At 40.8% G+C, this 14885-nt stretch carries 13 protein-coding genes; 4 read left to right on the top strand and 9 right to left on the bottom strand.

The window, feature by feature from the left end:
* Positions 1-16: 16 nt before the first annotated feature.
* The 8 genes from VB797_RS31500 to VB797_RS31465 form a co-directional block, all read right to left on the bottom strand.
* Positions 17-253: a hypothetical protein gene (locus VB797_RS31500; protein WP_323241728.1), complete on the bottom strand. Its 237-nt coding sequence runs from the start codon at positions 251-253 to the stop codon at positions 17-19.
* 13 nt (positions 254-266) lie between these two features.
* On the bottom strand, positions 267-1676 hold the full coding sequence (locus VB797_RS31495) for an ATP-binding protein (protein WP_323241727.1): 1410 nt from the start codon (positions 1674-1676) through the stop codon (positions 267-269).
* Between the two features lie 182 nt (positions 1677-1858).
* On the bottom strand, positions 1859-3526 hold the full coding sequence (locus tag VB797_RS31490; protein WP_323241741.1) for an FAD-dependent oxidoreductase: 1668 nt from the start codon (positions 3524-3526) through the stop codon (positions 1859-1861).
* A gap of 139 nt (positions 3527-3665) precedes the next feature.
* Entirely contained in the window at positions 3666-4061 is a 396-nt protein-coding gene (locus VB797_RS31485; RefSeq protein ID WP_323241726.1) for a VOC family protein, read from the bottom strand.
* 476 nt (positions 4062-4537) lie between these two features.
* Positions 4538-6751, bottom strand: coding sequence for a xanthine dehydrogenase family protein molybdopterin-binding subunit (locus VB797_RS31480; RefSeq protein ID WP_323241725.1), 2214 nt, complete (start codon positions 6749-6751; stop codon positions 4538-4540).
* Between the two features lie 324 nt (positions 6752-7075).
* Positions 7076-8068 carry a xanthine dehydrogenase family protein subunit M gene (locus VB797_RS31475; RefSeq protein WP_323241724.1) on the bottom strand — a complete coding sequence of 331 codons (993 nt, stop codon included), beginning with the start codon at positions 8066-8068 and terminating at the stop codon, positions 7076-7078.
* A gap of 51 nt (positions 8069-8119) precedes the next feature.
* Positions 8120-8755, bottom strand: coding sequence for a 2Fe-2S iron-sulfur cluster-binding protein (locus tag VB797_RS31470; protein WP_323241723.1), 636 nt, complete (start codon positions 8753-8755; stop codon positions 8120-8122).
* 251 nt (positions 8756-9006) lie between these two features.
* The gene (locus VB797_RS31465; RefSeq protein ID WP_323241722.1) at positions 9007-10185 is read right to left on the bottom strand and encodes a VWA domain-containing protein; all 1179 of its coding nucleotides are present in this window, start codon (positions 10183-10185) and stop codon (positions 9007-9009) included.
* Between the two features lie 948 nt (positions 10186-11133).
* Here VB797_RS31465 and VB797_RS31460 point away from each other — a divergent pair.
* The 4 genes from VB797_RS31460 (at position 11134) to VB797_RS31445 (ending at position 14282) form a co-directional block, all read left to right on the top strand.
* On the top strand, positions 11134-12147 hold the full coding sequence (locus tag VB797_RS31460) for a YsnF/AvaK domain-containing protein (RefSeq protein ID WP_323241721.1): 1014 nt from the start codon (positions 11134-11136) through the stop codon (positions 12145-12147).
* Positions 12148-12286: 139 nt separating this feature from the next.
* Entirely contained in the window at positions 12287-12742 is a 456-nt protein-coding gene (locus VB797_RS31455; protein WP_323241720.1) for a BON domain-containing protein, read from the top strand.
* Between the two features lie 125 nt (positions 12743-12867).
* Positions 12868-13395 carry a DUF421 domain-containing protein gene (locus VB797_RS31450; RefSeq protein ID WP_323241719.1) on the top strand — a complete coding sequence of 176 codons (528 nt, stop codon included), beginning with the start codon at positions 12868-12870 and terminating at the stop codon, positions 13393-13395.
* Between the two features lie 101 nt (positions 13396-13496).
* Complete coding sequence (locus VB797_RS31445; protein ID WP_323241718.1) at positions 13497-14282, top strand: sterol desaturase family protein; 786 nt, start codon at positions 13497-13499, stop codon at positions 14280-14282.
* 13 nt (positions 14283-14295) lie between these two features.
* Here VB797_RS31445 and VB797_RS31440 read toward each other — a convergent pair whose 3' ends face one another.
* On the bottom strand, positions 14296-14727 hold the full coding sequence (locus VB797_RS31440; protein WP_323241717.1) for an NADAR family protein: 432 nt from the start codon (positions 14725-14727) through the stop codon (positions 14296-14298).
* Positions 14728-14885: the final 158 nt, after the last annotated feature.

The following is a 14885-nucleotide window of genomic DNA, read 5'->3' as shown; positions in this document are numbered from 1 at the left end:
TTGCTCGCTTGTTATTTCACCATATACCCGTAGTGCGAGCATCTTGCTCGCTTGTTATTTCACCATATACCCGTAGTGCGAGCATCTTGCTCGCTTGTTGTTTTTTATAAGGTAAAATACCCAATTCTCCCATACCCAATTCTCCCATGCCCAATACCCAATGCCCAATACCCAATGCCCCATGCCCCATGCCCCATGCCCAATGCCCAATACCCAATGCCCCATGCCCAATACCCAATGCCCAATGCCCCATGCCCAATGCCCAATTACCCTTTCTCACAACCCGCTATCGGCAAACAAATTTTAAATGTCGTTTTTCCGGGTTGCGATTCTAAAGATATAGTTCCATGATGACGATTTTCCACTATTCTTCTAACTACATCTAAACCCAATCCTGTACCTTTGCCTACGCCTTTTGTGGTAAAGAATGGTTCAAATATCCGCGACTGTACGTCATCGGGAATCCCCGCTCCAGAATCGGTTATTTCAACTTTCAATGAATCTTTAAAATGAGAGGTAGAGATTTCTAAAATGCCTTTTTCATTCATGGCATCAATAGCGTTATCGATTAAATTTGTCCAAACTTGATTTAATTCGCTACCGTAAGCAAGTATTTCAGGAAGATTTTCTCCATAGCAACGGCGAATTTCAACACCGTGTTTGAGTTTAAATGTCATTAGTTTTATTGTATCTTCTAAGCCTTGATGAATGTCTACCCATTGTTGAGCGCCACGATCTAAATGAGAGTATGATTTCATGGACTGGACTAGTTCAGAAATCCGTTCGGCACCCCGCAAACCGTTTTTTATGGTGGACATGACATCAAAGGAAACAGCCAGCCAGCGTATTCCCATATCTCTCAACTCGGTGGTATCATCTCGCCACCGTTCCATTATTATGTCGAGGGTTTTTACCTCTACTCCCCCAGCAGCTAAGGGTTCGGCGATATTCCAAGCGTTTTCTACTCCGTAATCTTCCAACCAATCTAATATTTCTTCTTCCCTGTCGGCGATCGCCATCGGATCTAATTTGTCATGATTAATCGTGTCATAACCATTATCGCGAATTTTTAACCATTTCTCCGTATGTTCTTCGTCTACCTGATGCTGTCCGTAAACTAAGTTCATCCGTTGCAGTTCTAGTAATGCGGGTGTAACATCTTTCAAAGCCCGAACTAAAGCCGCAGCAGGGTTATTAAGTTCGTGTGCCAAACCCGCAGACATGGTACCTAAAGCCGCCATCTTTTCGCGATTGCGGATAAAAGATTCCAGTCCCCGCAATCTGGTTTGAACTGCACGAAATACTGTTACCTCAAACTCCCGACATTGGTGAAGCAACTCTAAAAAGTCTGCTGCGGGAAGTTCGTAAACGCGACAATCATTTAAAGCCCGCAAATTTACCATAATCGGTTCGTCAGTGAGGATGGGAATCTCCCCCAAAAACTCCGGTGCTGTATGCTGTCCCAAAGGCATTTCCACACCATCGGAATGACGAGTGATACCCATTTTACCCGACATCAAAATAAATAAACCTCGCGGTGGGTCATTTTCAGAAACCAGGATTTCACCCTTCGATAACTTGACTTCAGAAGCGCGATCGCAAACCCATTCCAATCGACTCTGAGGAAGTATTTTAAATAATTCCAGAGTTTGCAATTCTTCAGTACATAAAACCATTATTAGTTACCAGTTAGGAGTTATGAGTTATGAGTTAGCATTTATAGTGATTTCAAGTCGAAAACAAATGGTTCGTAGTGCGAGCATCTTGCTCGCTCGATACTAGCGAGCAAGATGCTCGCACTACGTAAAAATGGTTTCACATATTAGCCATTCCCAATCCCCCATGCCCAATGCCCAATTCACAACACCTTACTCAAATAATTATGCACAAATTGGACGCAAATCGAACCTTCACCGACACCGGAAGCTACTCGTTTTACCGAACCGTGACGCACATCACCCACAGCAAATATACCGGGGACGTTTGTTTCCAATAAATAGGGGTCGCGGTCTAAATTCCAACCCTTGGGACGATTGCTACCACTGTGCTTTAAATCTGGACCCGTGCGAACAAAACCGCGCTCGTCTTTTTCCAGTACTCCATCTAACCATTTGGTACTTGGTTTTGCGCCAATAAATATAAATAGCGAACTTGCCGATACTGTCTCTTGTTCGTCGGTTAAATTATTAACCAGAGTAAGTTCTGATAAACTGCTTTCGCCCTTTGCTTCAACGACGCTTGTATGTAATTTAACTTCAATATTTGGCGTAGCTTCAATTTGGTCAATTAAATATTGCGACATACTTTTAGTTAAGGAATCGCCACGCACCAAGATAATCACCTTGCTGGCGTATTTAGAGAAATACATTGCTCCCTGTCCGGCAGAATTCGCCGCTCCGATAATGTATACTTCTTCGCCTTCGCAAGAACGCGCTTCTGTCTGGGCTGCACCGTAGTAAATACCCGCACCAGTCAAACGCTCGATTCCCGGTATATTCATCCGCCGCCAAGCTACACCCAAAGCCAAAATCAACGCATGACAGCTAATTTCGCCACCGTCTTTTAGCTGAATTATTCGATACTGGTCTTGTACGCGAATTCCCTGAACTTCTTGGGGCGTGAGAATCTCTACACCAAACCTTCTAGCTTGAGTTACAGCCCGCCGCGCCAAATCGCCACCGCTCAAACCTACGGGAAATCCAAGGTAATTTTCAATACGCGAACTTGTTCCCGCTTGTCCTCCCGGTGCTTCTTTTTCGATCATCAACGTCCGCAATCCTTCGGAAGCACCATAAACCGCAGCAGCTAAACCCGCAGGACCCCCACCAACGATAATTAAATCGTAAAATGGTTTTCCCGCTTGTGTTTGTAATCCGATTTTTTCTGCAAGTTGAACGTTGCTTGGTTGCAACACAGAAGCACCATCGGAGAAAAGTACCAAAGGTAAATTTAGATGGTCGCAATTTGCATATTCGACTAATTTTTGAGCTTCTTCTGATGATTCAATATCCAACCATTCATAAGGAACTTGATTTCGTGCCAAAAAATCTTTAACCTGGTGAGAATTAGGCGACCAACGATTACCGATGACGCGAATACCTTCAAATGGTGGACGAAAATGCGCCATCCAATCGTCAATTAAATCGTCAATTACGGGATATAATTTTTCCTGGGGTGGGTCCCAAGGCTTCATTAAATAGTAATCAACTTGAGTTTTGTTAATCGCATTGATAGCCGCATCAGTATCAGCATAAGCAGTAAGTAAAGCCCGTTTGGCATTGGGATACATTTCTAATCCCTTTTGCAAAAACTCCACCCCCGACATTTGCGGCATTCTTTGATCGGCTAAAAATAACGCTACCGTTTCATTGCGAAGCTTGAGTTTTTCCAAAGTTTCTAAAGCATTCGCACCAGAATCAGCACGCATAATCCGAAAGCGATCGCCATACTGCTGGCGTAAATCACGCGCTACCGCTTGCAACACTTGCGGATCGTCATCAACAGTTAAAATTACAGGCTTCATAATTAATTGGGAATTGGGAATTGGGAATTGGGCATTGAAAATTGGGCATAGGAAAGAGTTAAGAGTGAGGAGTTATAAATTTATTGCTCGCGTTTATTCATTCCCATTACCTATTACCCATTACCCATTACCTATTTTCTTATTAAACGAGCATCTGATAAAGACCAATTAAATTCTCATCTGGATCGCGCAGATAAGCTGTTTTCATTCCATACATCGGATTATTCATCGGTTCTGCGGTTAATTTAATTCCTTTTTGCTTAAGTTTTATACATTCATCTTCTAAATCGTTGACCGTAAAAATTAAGGCTACGGTGTCTTGACATTCCGCTATTGGGGGTTTTTCATGATTGTGAATCATCTGTGCCATTTCTGAACGTCGGAAGATGCTGAGTCTCATATCTGCTACTTTGAATTCTGCGTATCCGCCTTGTTCGTCTTCTTGTACGCAGTCAAATTCCATGATGTCTTTGTAAAAGGAAACGCAGGCTTTCCAATCGTTAACAAGTAGTCTGGTAAAGGATTTATAAACTTTCATGCTCTTGATATTCCCCTGTATAAATAAACTGAATCAATTATCATACTTTGCGGGTTAAATATTTTTCACTTGCACAGGATTTGCGTTAGCGGAGCGTGACGCGGGAGCGTCATTATTGTCACAATTTACAGATGCTGCGTGACGCTACAAGTCTTATAACCACGTCCAAAATTTATTAAAACGTCACACACTAAGCTGTGTACTTTGTATGCTTTTTGGGCTAAAAGTTCATACAGTTTTTGTGTTGGCTTTCAAGTGGAGGCAGAGCCTCTGGTCATGGGTTCCCAGCCGGAGGCTGGGAACCAGTTAATGCATGAGCCAAAAACGGGTAAATTCTATCAAAGTCAACACCCTAGTCACACACCCTACAACAATTAATTTGTATACATTTTGTATTATTAGATTTTAGATTTCCCCTAGCTTTCAAGCAGAAGACTTGTTTTTTAATCCAAAATCCAAAATCCAAAATTTGGAGGTCAAAGTAATTTATCTGGTGTAATCGGTAAATCCCGAATGCGTTTACCCGTCGCATGGTATATCGCATTGGCGACAGCTGCACCCGCACCCACAATACCAATTTCACCGACACCTTTTACCCCTAAAGGGTTAACATATGGGTCGTTTTCTTCGATAAAAACTACTTCTATATCGGGAATATCGGCATTAACGGGGACGTGATATTCTGCAAGGTTGTGATTGACAAAGTTTCCGTAACGGTCATCGAGAAAGGTTTTTTCGTGCAGTGCTTGAGATATACCCCAAACTATACCGCCAATCAGCTGCGATCGCGCTGTTTTTTGGTTCAGAATATTTCCGACTCCGAATGCACCCACAAACCGCGAAACTTTTACCATGCCGTTTAATGGGTCAACTTTTACTTCGGCAAAGTGTGCGCCGAAAGCGTGCATAGAATATTTTTTTCTAATTTCATCGGGTTTGGAGTCTACTCTTACAGATACTTCTTTAAGCTTGTTTCTACTGATAATTTCTGCAAAAGTTTCTCCAACAGATCCGTTTTTTGCAAAAATACCGCCATCTCTAAATTCTAAATCTGCTGTTTTTAAATTCTTCAGTACCGAACGATTATCTTGTTGCACTAATGACACCATTTGATCGCGGAGTGCCATGCAAGCTTCATGTACCGCACTGCCATAAGAAGCCGCACCCCAAGAACCACCGGAACCGGGAGAAGGTGGTAATTCTGAGTCGCCAATTTCTATCGCGACTTTCCCTAACGATACTTGTAATATTTCTGCTGCTATTTGCGCCAAAATTGTATATGTACCAGTACCTATATCGGTTGCCGCAATTTGTACCAGTAGATTTCCGTTAGGCGAAATGCGAGCGCGGGCTGAAGCGGGTCTTAGATTCGCCGGATAAGTAGCGCTGGCTACGCCATAACCCACTAAATAACGACCGTCGCGCATCGATCCAGGTTTGGGATTGCGCTTTTCCCAACCAAAACGCTTTGCACCTTCGCGCAGACTTTCTACCAAAGAACGACTTGACCAAGGCAAGTTCTTTTCGGGGTCTTGGGGTGGGTCGTTAATTATCCGCAACTCAATCGGGTCGATGCCTAGTTTATCAGCTAATTCATCCATCGCCGATTCAAGAGCGTACATTCCTGGTGTCTCGCCAGGAGCGCGCATGATAGTTGGCGTGATTACATTCAAGGGTACGGCACGATGGGTAACAAGCACGTTGGAAGCGTTGTATATCATGTTAGTTGCTGCACCAACGTGTTCGACAAATTCTTTATCAATGTTGGTTTGGGTAGTAATTTCATGCCCTACAGCCGTGAGTTTGCCGTCCTTTGTCGCCCCCAAACGGATGCGCTGCAAAGAACGCGGACGATAACCCACCGAAGTAAACATTTGCTGACGCGACAGTGCCAGTTTAACTGGGCGTTTGACTCGTTGAGCCGCGATAGCTGCTAAAACAACGTGTCCGCGTACAGGACCTTTACAACCGAATCCACCACCGATAAACCGCGAAATTACCTGGACGTTTTCCAGAGGAATTCCAAAAGTATTTGCTACCGCTTTTTGTACGCCCATGACGTTTTGCGACGCATCGTAAAGTGTAAGTTTATTACCTTGCCAAACTGCGGTAGTTGCCGAAGGTTCCATCGGATTATGATGTTCTATCGGCGTTGAGTAATTTGCGTCTAATTGTACCTCGGCTGCTTGCAATCCTTGATTAATATCGCCGCGTCCCGAATCGGTTTCTAAAGGAGTCAGCAAACTTTCTGGCTTATAGGCACCATTGAGATTTTTTTCAAAACTTAGCGTTGGGGTTTGGGCAACATAAGTAACTTTAACTAACTTAGCCGCGTATTCTGCTTGCTCTAAGGTTTCCGCAATTACAACACCTATATGTTGTCCGTAAAAACTGATTTTATTGTCTTGCAATACTGGAAGTGGTTTAGCAAAAGGATTGCCGCCGCCAGATTCATCATTTTTTTGTCCCACTTTAGGCGCATTTTGATGAGTAATAACCGCAATTACGCCGGGTATCTTTTCCGCCGCACTAGTATCAATATTGCGGATAGTTCCCTTAGCAATTTTGCTTTCTACTAAAACAGCATGAGCCATATTCTTTAGAGGATATTCGGCAGCATAAAGCGCTTTTCCCGTAACTTTTAACCTTCCATCTATGCGATTTATCGGTTTACCAATTGAGTTAGTCATTCTTGTGATTTTAGATTTTGGATTTTAGATTTTGGATTGAAAGTTAGGAGTTAGGGGGAGTATCCTAAATGTTGAAATTTGTAGTGCGGTAGCGCAGCATGTATTTTTGAAAAATTGGGATGCTCCATAAGTGAGGAATTAGGAATGAAATCAGAAGTTTAGAGTTAGAAATTAATAGTTACTGCCTTCGGTTAGAAGATTCGCAAGATAAAAAACCTTACTAGACGCAGAGAGCGCAGAGGAAAGATGTAAAGAGAGATAGGTAATTTTAGAGCGGGAAGGAGTATTTACAATGTCCAACTCATAACTCCTCACTCCTCACTCCTAACTCCTAACTCCAGTCCCTTGCGCTGCTGCACTCAAAGCTTGCACGATCGCCCTTTTTACCATTTCTACTTTGAAGGCGTTGTGTTCGTAGGTTTTCGCGCCTTTTACTGCTGCCTCTGCTGCTGCTTGAAATGTCTTTTCGTTAGCTTTAGCATTATCAAGAATTTTTTCTGCTTCAGTTGCTCGCCAAGGTTTGTGTGCTACACCACCTAATGCTAATCTTCCCATGCGAATAGTACCGTTATCCATTTCTAAAGCGGCAGCTACCGAAACTAAAGCAAAAGCATAAGATTGGCGATCGCGCACTTTCAAATAATGCGAGTTTTCTGCAAATGGGGACTCTGGTAAAAGTACTGCCACAATTAATTCATCGGGTTGTAGTTCAGTTTCGATTTGCGGTGTATTGCCTGGTAATCGGTGAAAATCAGCGGCTTTTATAAACCGCTCACCTTTTGGTCCCTTGACTTTTACTAAAGCATCTAACGCCGCTAACGCCACGCACATATCGGAAGGATGAGTAGCGATACATTCGGGGGAAGCGCCTAAAATAGCGTGAATGCGGTTAAAGCCTTCAATTGCCGCACAACCAGAACCCGGTAAACGTTTGTTACAAGGCATCGCCGTATTAGAAAAGTAGTAACAGCGAGTCCTTTGCATCAAGTTTCCGCCTGTAGTTGCCATATTTCGTAATTGCGGCGATGCACCAGCAAGCACCGCTTCCGACAACAGCGGATAACGTTTTCTAATCGTGGGATGATTTGCCATATCGCTGTTTTTTACCAAAGCCCCCACACTCAAACCGTTATTTACCCCTTCAATTTTCTCCAACTCCAACCGCGTAATATCTACAAGTTGGTTAGGCTGTTCCACACCTTCTTTCATTAAGTCGAGAAGATTAGTTCCACCCGCGATAAACTTTGTTTTCCCTGCGGCGACACTTTTAACAGCAGTATCTTGATTGTCTGCACGGATATATGTAAATGGATTCATAAAATAAGATCAAAGGTATATAATTCCTAACTCCTAACTCTTAACTCCTAACTATTGACTGCTCGCTTCCTTCACTGCTGCGACAATACCGGGATAAGCACCGCAACGGCAAAGATTTCCGCTCATTCTTTCACGAATTTCTGCGTCGGTAAATTCGACTTGTCCTTCTTTTCTCACGTCTGGTGTTACTGCACTCGCGCTACCTTGTTTTACTTCTGCAATTGCGGCAACAGCAGAACAAATTTGACCGGGGGTGCAGTATCCGCACTGAAAACCATCGTGTTTAATAAAGGCTGCCTGTACGGGATGCAGTTCGTCTCCTTGCTCTAACCCTTCAATGGTGGTGATTTCTGCGCCTTCGTTCATAATTGCCAGCGTCAAACAAGAATTAATTCTTCTTCCGTTAACCAACACCGTACAAGCACCACACTGTCCGTGTCCGCAACCTTTTTTAGTACCCGTCAAACCGATATATTCACGTAAAGCATCGAGTAAAGTAACTCGCGGTTCAACTTGTAAATTTTGCTCTTTACCATTGATTTTCAACTTGACGCTAACCGTATCGCTTTGTAAAGGCTGCGGTGTTGTTTGCGCTAAACTCTTTTTTGTAAATTTACCAATTACAGTTGCGAATACGCCGACGAAAGTTAATTGTCCAAATCGTCGCCTTCTCAATTTGACTTTCATTTATTGAATTCCTAATAAATATGCGGAGTCGAAAACTACGAAAATAAGCTTCTATATAAATATTGCTTATACAATATCAGTCTTAAGGTTGATTCGTCTTCTAACTAAAGGAATATGCTATTTTTCGGTAAAAAGCGAATCATTTACTCACTTCTTTCCTCTGCGCTCTCTGCGTCTAGTAAGGTTTTTTTCAGTAATCTTCTGCTGGAAAAGCAATAGTCAAAATTACTTTAAAATTATTTTTTAACTCCTCACTCCTCACTCCTAACTCTTGATTCCCCATGCCTCTTAGTAACAATATCATTCGCAGCAGCCCATTGAGCAATATCCTGTTTCTGAATCGCGGCTGCCATTAAATCGGGGAATTTATCGGGGCTGCAAGCAAAAGCGGGACTACCCATGAGGGCAAATTCTTCTGCTATTCTATGGTCGTACATTGGTGCGCCTTCGTCGTTTAACGCAAGTAAAGTAACTAACTGCACGCCAGAATTTAATATTGCTGCAACCCGCTTCAACATTTGTTTGCGATCGCCACCTTCGTACAAGTCGCTAATTAATACTAAAATCGTATCTTGAGGTTGCTGAATAAAGCTTTGACAATAAGCTAGCGCTTGGTTGATATCGGTACCGCCACCGAGTTGAGTACCAAACAGTAATTCTACTGGGTCTTGAGCTTCGTCGGTTAAATCTACAACTGCGGTATCGAAGACAACTATCCGGGTTTGGATGGCGGCTAAAGATGCTAAAACTGCTCCAAAAATTCCGGCATAAACTACGGAAGTCGCCATTGAACCGCTTTGATCAATGCACAATATGATGTTGCGTAAATTACTGCGTTTGCGTCCGTAGCCGATGCGAACTTCAGGAATAATTGTGCGGTATTCGGGTTGATAATGTTTGAGGTTGGCGCGGATGGTGCGGTTCCAGTCGATTTCGTGATGACGGGGACGACGATTGCGGATAGCGCGATTGAGGCTTCCCATCACGGCTTGCTGGGTGGGGTTTGTCAGTTTACGCTGCAATTCTTCCACGACGCGACGCACAACTTGACGAGCGGTATCTTTGGTTTTTTCCGGCATAATACTGCTCAAAGACAGCAAATCTGCAACCAAATGTACGTCTGGTTCTACTGCTGACAACATCTCTGGCTGAAGTAACATTTGACGCAGGTTAAGGCGTTCGAGTGCGTCTTGCTGCATCACTTTTACCACCGACGATGGGAAATAATTGCGGATATCACCCAGCCAACGAGCAACTTTTGGCGACGAACTACCTAAACCACCAGAACGTTCTGAATCGTACAGCGCATCTAAGGATTTATCAATTTTGGCATCAGTCCCAGTTAGTTTGCAGCCAGTACCATCGGCTTCTTGACTTCCCAAGATAAGTCTCCACCGACGTAAGCGTTCGTTTTCTAAATTTTCAGCCATATGATTTTAGTTTTTAGTTTTTAAATTAAATTCACATCTTGCACCTGTTGTAATCATCTGACGGCTGAGACTGGGAATCAGAACAAGAGCTATAAGAGCGGAGTTACGCAGTAGACAAATGAAAAGAATATCGTAAGTTATATTAATTTTACTGCTCAATCTACCCTAAGCTAGATTAATTATTTTCAAGCACAATATATGAATTAGATTTCAATATAGATGATATGTATATTATTAATTTTAAATATATCTAAATAAAGACGAACAAACAAACCGTTAAAGATTTGCACATTTTGAAAAACACAGGAATGGCCGCAAGTGTCACAAAACTCGGATGGTGCCGTACACTCACCGTCTTATTACTAGGTTGATAATTAGTCTGTGTACTAGCAACGGCAATAAAGGGGGATATTATCTACGCCCCCTCAACCGCCTCCCCTACAAGAAAAATATGCCTTTTTGCTAAGTCCTAAAACAAATATATGATTAATTCGCTTCTAAAGAATAATCAATCAGAGCCAGAGTAAAAGGTTCGATTTTCTAGGTCTCGTCTGAAAATTAGTATTTAGAGGCTGCGGCTGCGATGATTGCCAATATTTCAGAATATGAACTTAAAAATTAATTATTTATTTCAAAAGCCTTGATTTTATTCATGTAAGCTGTTACACACTTAATTTGTATAATACTAGCGAGCAAGATGCTCGCACTACAATGCTTTCATTTTTTCGCATTATATAATTTAGCTGCACATCAGCTTATCAATAATTATTCTATCTTTCGATTAACTAATTCATTATTCTTTTGATAGAAGCGAATTTTGTCAAAGCTTGAGATAATTTAAATGTACGCAAGTTAAACTTACATTGCTTGCAATCTAGTGTGAATATTTATTTAGATAGACATATATAACACTAGGTTTATTGTTAGTTAGTAATTAGGAGTTAAATAATGACAGCTTATACAAATACGAATAATCTAGATTATAAAAGAGCGACAGGTTTATTTTACAGTCGCGATGAAGCAGAAGCAGCCGTTCGCGGATTAAAAGATGTAGGTTTCGACCAAGATAGAATTTCTGTAGTAGCACGCGATGCTGACAAATTAGATGGTATTGAAACTACAGAAAAAGTTGGTAACAAAGCTGATGAAGGTGCTGCTGCTGGAGCCTTGACTGGTGGTGCTTTGGGCGGAATTACTGGTTTGCTCGTGGGTTTAGGAACATTAGCGATTCCCGGTATTGGTCCGATTATATTTGCTGGTGCAGAAGCAACTGCGATCGCAACGACTTTAGCTGGTGGTGCAATTGGTGCAGCAACTGGTGGATTGCTTGGTGCTTTAGTTGGATTGGGAATTCCTGAAGAAAAAGCTAAGATTTACCATGATAGAGTTGCTGGTGGTAGTTTCTTGGTGATGGTAACTGGTACCGAAGCTGAAGTAAAACGTGCAGAAACAATTATGCAACGTTGTGGTGTGGAAGAATTTGGTATCTACAATGCACCAAATGTAGCACCAGCACAAACTGCAAAACCTGTAGCAACACCTCCGAGACCCGCTCCTACAGCAGCAGTTGCAGACAATAATAACGTAAAACTTTACGAAGAACGTTTAGTAGTAGATAAAGAACGTCAAAAAACTGGTGAAGTTTCTATCGGTAAGCACGTTGAAACAGAAACAGCAAGAGTAGCTGTTCCAGTTGAAAAAGAAAGAATCGTCATCGAGCGTACCACTCCTACAAATGAAAGAATAGTATCTCCAGGTGCTGCTGACTTCTCTGGTGGAGAAGTTGCTCGTGTAGATATTTACGAAGAATCTGCTGAAATTGGTAAAGAAGCTTTTGTTCGTGAAGAAGTAAGAGTTCATAAGGAAGTTGACCAACAAACAGTTGAAGCGCAAGAAACAATTCGTCGCGAAGAATTAGATGTTGATGTAGATGGAAACCCTACAATTCGTAGAGACCGATAAAAGTTAAGTGGAAGAAATTAATGTTGCAAACAGGGGATTAAGTAAAAATAATAACTACTCTGTTTGCCATCTTCCATGTAATATCAAAATGGTCAAATTAAATTATTTGATTTAGCTAAATAAAAAAAGTGAGGAGAAAATGAAAAAGTTAGCAACACTTGTATTAGGTAGTATTTTACTTTTTGGTTCCGCTGCTTGTGATACCACCGCGAAAACAAGTTCTGACGCTCCTGATTCTATCGGTGGTAATGTAGAAGAAGCGAGCAAAGTTGGAGAAACTAAAGAAGATGCTTCCAGCGAAATCCGTCAAGATCAATTAAATGCTGATATCCGCGCTCGCGAACAGCGTAATGATATAGCTGGAGATCAAACCGTGAGAGCGGATTCCGATTTACAAAGCGAAGTTCGTTCTAAATTAGAAGCTAATATCCCTCGTGGTAAATTAGCTATTGATGCTAAAGATGGTGTAGTATCAATTTCAGGTACAGTCCCCAACCAAAAGGAATACGATACAATTGAACCTTTAGCTAAAGAGATTTTAGGTGTAAAAAGTGTGAAGCTAGTAGATGTTAAGGTTGTACCACCTGCTCAGTAGTTATCTCATAATATTTTTGGTAATCTTTACATTTAATATTGCCTAATAATTTCTCTAGGCAGAAAGAATCTTTGAAATCATTCTGCCTAAATTTTTTTACATATTATTAGTAGGAGAAAATAGCCTTGTTCAACAGTTGGGATGCTCTCCAACACACACTTATAGTAGGAAGCCTTGGCTATGTAGCCATAATCTTTCTGATGCGTATTTCGGGAAAGCGGACTTTATCAAAATGGAATTCCTTTGATTTTATCGTTACTATTGCATTTGGTTCAATTTTAGCAACTCTAATGCTATCAAAAGATACTTCCTTGGCACAGGGAATTCTAGCAATTGGGATGTTGGTATTTTTCCAATTTATCATTACTTGGATTTCTGTACGTTCCAATATATTCCAAGGATGGATTAAAGCTGAACCAACCTTATTACTTTATCAAGGTGAATTGCAGCATAACGCTTTGCGAAATCAGAGAGTAGCTAAAGGTGAAGTTTTGGCAGCATTACGTACAAATGGGTTAGCAGAGTTAGAGCAAGCAGAAGCCGTAATTTTAGAAACAGATGGTAGTTTTAGTGTAATTAAGAAACTTAAAGATTCTTCAGCATCTGCATTAGTTGATGTAAAGGGCTATCCTAAAGAAACACCCAGAACTTGAAAGAATATTTGATGATTAAATAATTCACGATCGCAATAATCTGTTGTAAGATAAAAATTAATCGATAATAACAAAAACTCTTATTTAATTAGGAAGTTAGTTTGCAACAAGATTTATTTTCGATTTTAAACAAGCTTTGTTTAGATTGGCTTGCTTTATTCGGCATTATAACTACTCGATACTTTTTGATTTGTGGGGCAACACATTTACTGTTCGATTCTATTTTTGCAAAACCTTTTATAAAACGCAACTTGTATCGTCAGCCTCCGTCGGGGAAAACAATTAAACAAGATATGGAATTATCGTTATTGTGTGCGATAATTTTTGCTTTTTGTGCAGCCTTAGTTATTGCAGCATACGATTTAGGATTTACCCGTTTATACACTTCCATAAATCAATATGGATTATGGTATTTAGGCATTAGTTTTATTGTATTACTTATTCTTCAAGATGCATATTTTTACTTTATGCATAGATTGTTTCACCATCCCTTACTATTTAAAAAGCTGCACTACGGTCATCATCGCTCTGGAGAGCCTACACCTTGGACATCATTTGCATTTGACCCCGGTGAAGCAATTATACAGGCTTTTTTCTTTGTCTGTATAGTTTTTGTTTTACCACTTCATTATATAACCTTATTTACAGCGTTAATGGTAATGACTGTATGGGCATTATTTAATCATATTGGATTCGAGTTATTTCCATCAGCTTTTTATTCCAACTGGTTGGGAAAATGGTTGATTGGCTCAAAACATCACCTAATACATCATCGTAAATATAAGTTACATTACGGACTGTATTTTACATTTTGGGATAAGCTTTTAGGCACTCAAGATGCAAATTATGAGAATGAAAAATTAGTTGGAATTGAAAAGCAAATATAAATAGCTAATTTATCTAACGTAACTTATTTCGTACTTCCATTAATATTCGTCCTAACATATTCTTTCCGCTACCATCTTTTCCGCAACCCCAATAATAATCTCCTGGTGCATTTTCGATTATTTCTTCATCACCAGTAGAAACTAGAATTGCGCGAATGTCTTCGTGAGTTTCAAATTTTTTCAGAACAGCTTTTCGCATCACACCGTCTTTTACTGCTTCCCAATCTTTACGTAAAGGACGTTTTCGATCTCTTCCCATCGTAGCAGCTTGTTTCGCGGTTTTAGCTTGCTGAATTTCTTCTAAATAAGGAGTTCCGATAAATTTTTGAGCTTGAAAATAATGTTCTGTTGTTTTCCACCAAAAACCATCTAATTCAATACCGTAGGGTGAAAAATTAGAGAAGCAGCCATATTTGTCGTTGGTGGTGTAGAAGTAGATGGTCATTTTTATTTTCGATTAGCCTATGGGAAGACGCTTCCGCGTCAATAGATTTTGGATTAAGATTAATTATTTATATCTTATCTATGAATTTAAAAAATAAATATATTAAAAATAGTTAATAAAGTTTTTATTGACTAGCGAGAAAGATAGTGGTTATTTAA

It is taken from the genome of Rivularia sp. UHCC 0363, assembly GCF_034931125.1.
Classification (GTDB): domain Bacteria; phylum Cyanobacteriota; class Cyanobacteriia; order Cyanobacteriales; family Nostocaceae; genus Rivularia.
The sequence above is the reverse complement of the archived record's forward strand: the minus strand, read 5'-3'. Positions and strand labels throughout refer to the sequence as shown.

Coding starts and splice junctions, on each gene's coding strand:
- VB797_RS31470 (WP_323241723.1), bottom strand. CDS start 8,755: ATGAAAGTCAAATTGAGAAGGCGACGATTTGGACAATTAACTTTCGTC.
- VB797_RS31440 (WP_323241717.1), bottom strand. CDS start 14,727: ATGACCATCTACTTCTACACCACCAACGACAAATATGGCTGCTTCTCT.
- VB797_RS31460 (WP_323241721.1), top strand. CDS start 11,134: ATGACAGCTTATACAAATACGAATAATCTAGATTATAAAAGAGCGACA.
- VB797_RS31475 (WP_323241724.1), bottom strand. CDS start 8,068: ATGAATCCATTTACATATATCCGTGCAGACAATCAAGATACTGCTGTT.
- VB797_RS31485 (WP_323241726.1), bottom strand. CDS start 4,061: ATGAAAGTTTATAAATCCTTTACCAGACTACTTGTTAACGATTGGAAA.
- VB797_RS31465 (WP_323241722.1), bottom strand. CDS start 10,185: ATGGCTGAAAATTTAGAAAACGAACGCTTACGTCGGTGGAGACTTATC.
- VB797_RS31455 (WP_323241720.1), top strand. CDS start 12,287: ATGAAAAAGTTAGCAACACTTGTATTAGGTAGTATTTTACTTTTTGGT.
- VB797_RS31480 (WP_323241725.1), bottom strand. CDS start 6,751: ATGACTAACTCAATTGGTAAACCGATAAATCGCATAGATGGAAGGTTA.
- VB797_RS31495 (WP_323241727.1), bottom strand. CDS start 1,676: ATGGTTTTATGTACTGAAGAATTGCAAACTCTGGAATTATTTAAAATA.
- VB797_RS31500 (WP_323241728.1), bottom strand. CDS start 253: ATGGGGCATTGGGCATTGGGTATTGGGCATGGGGCATTGGGTATTGGG.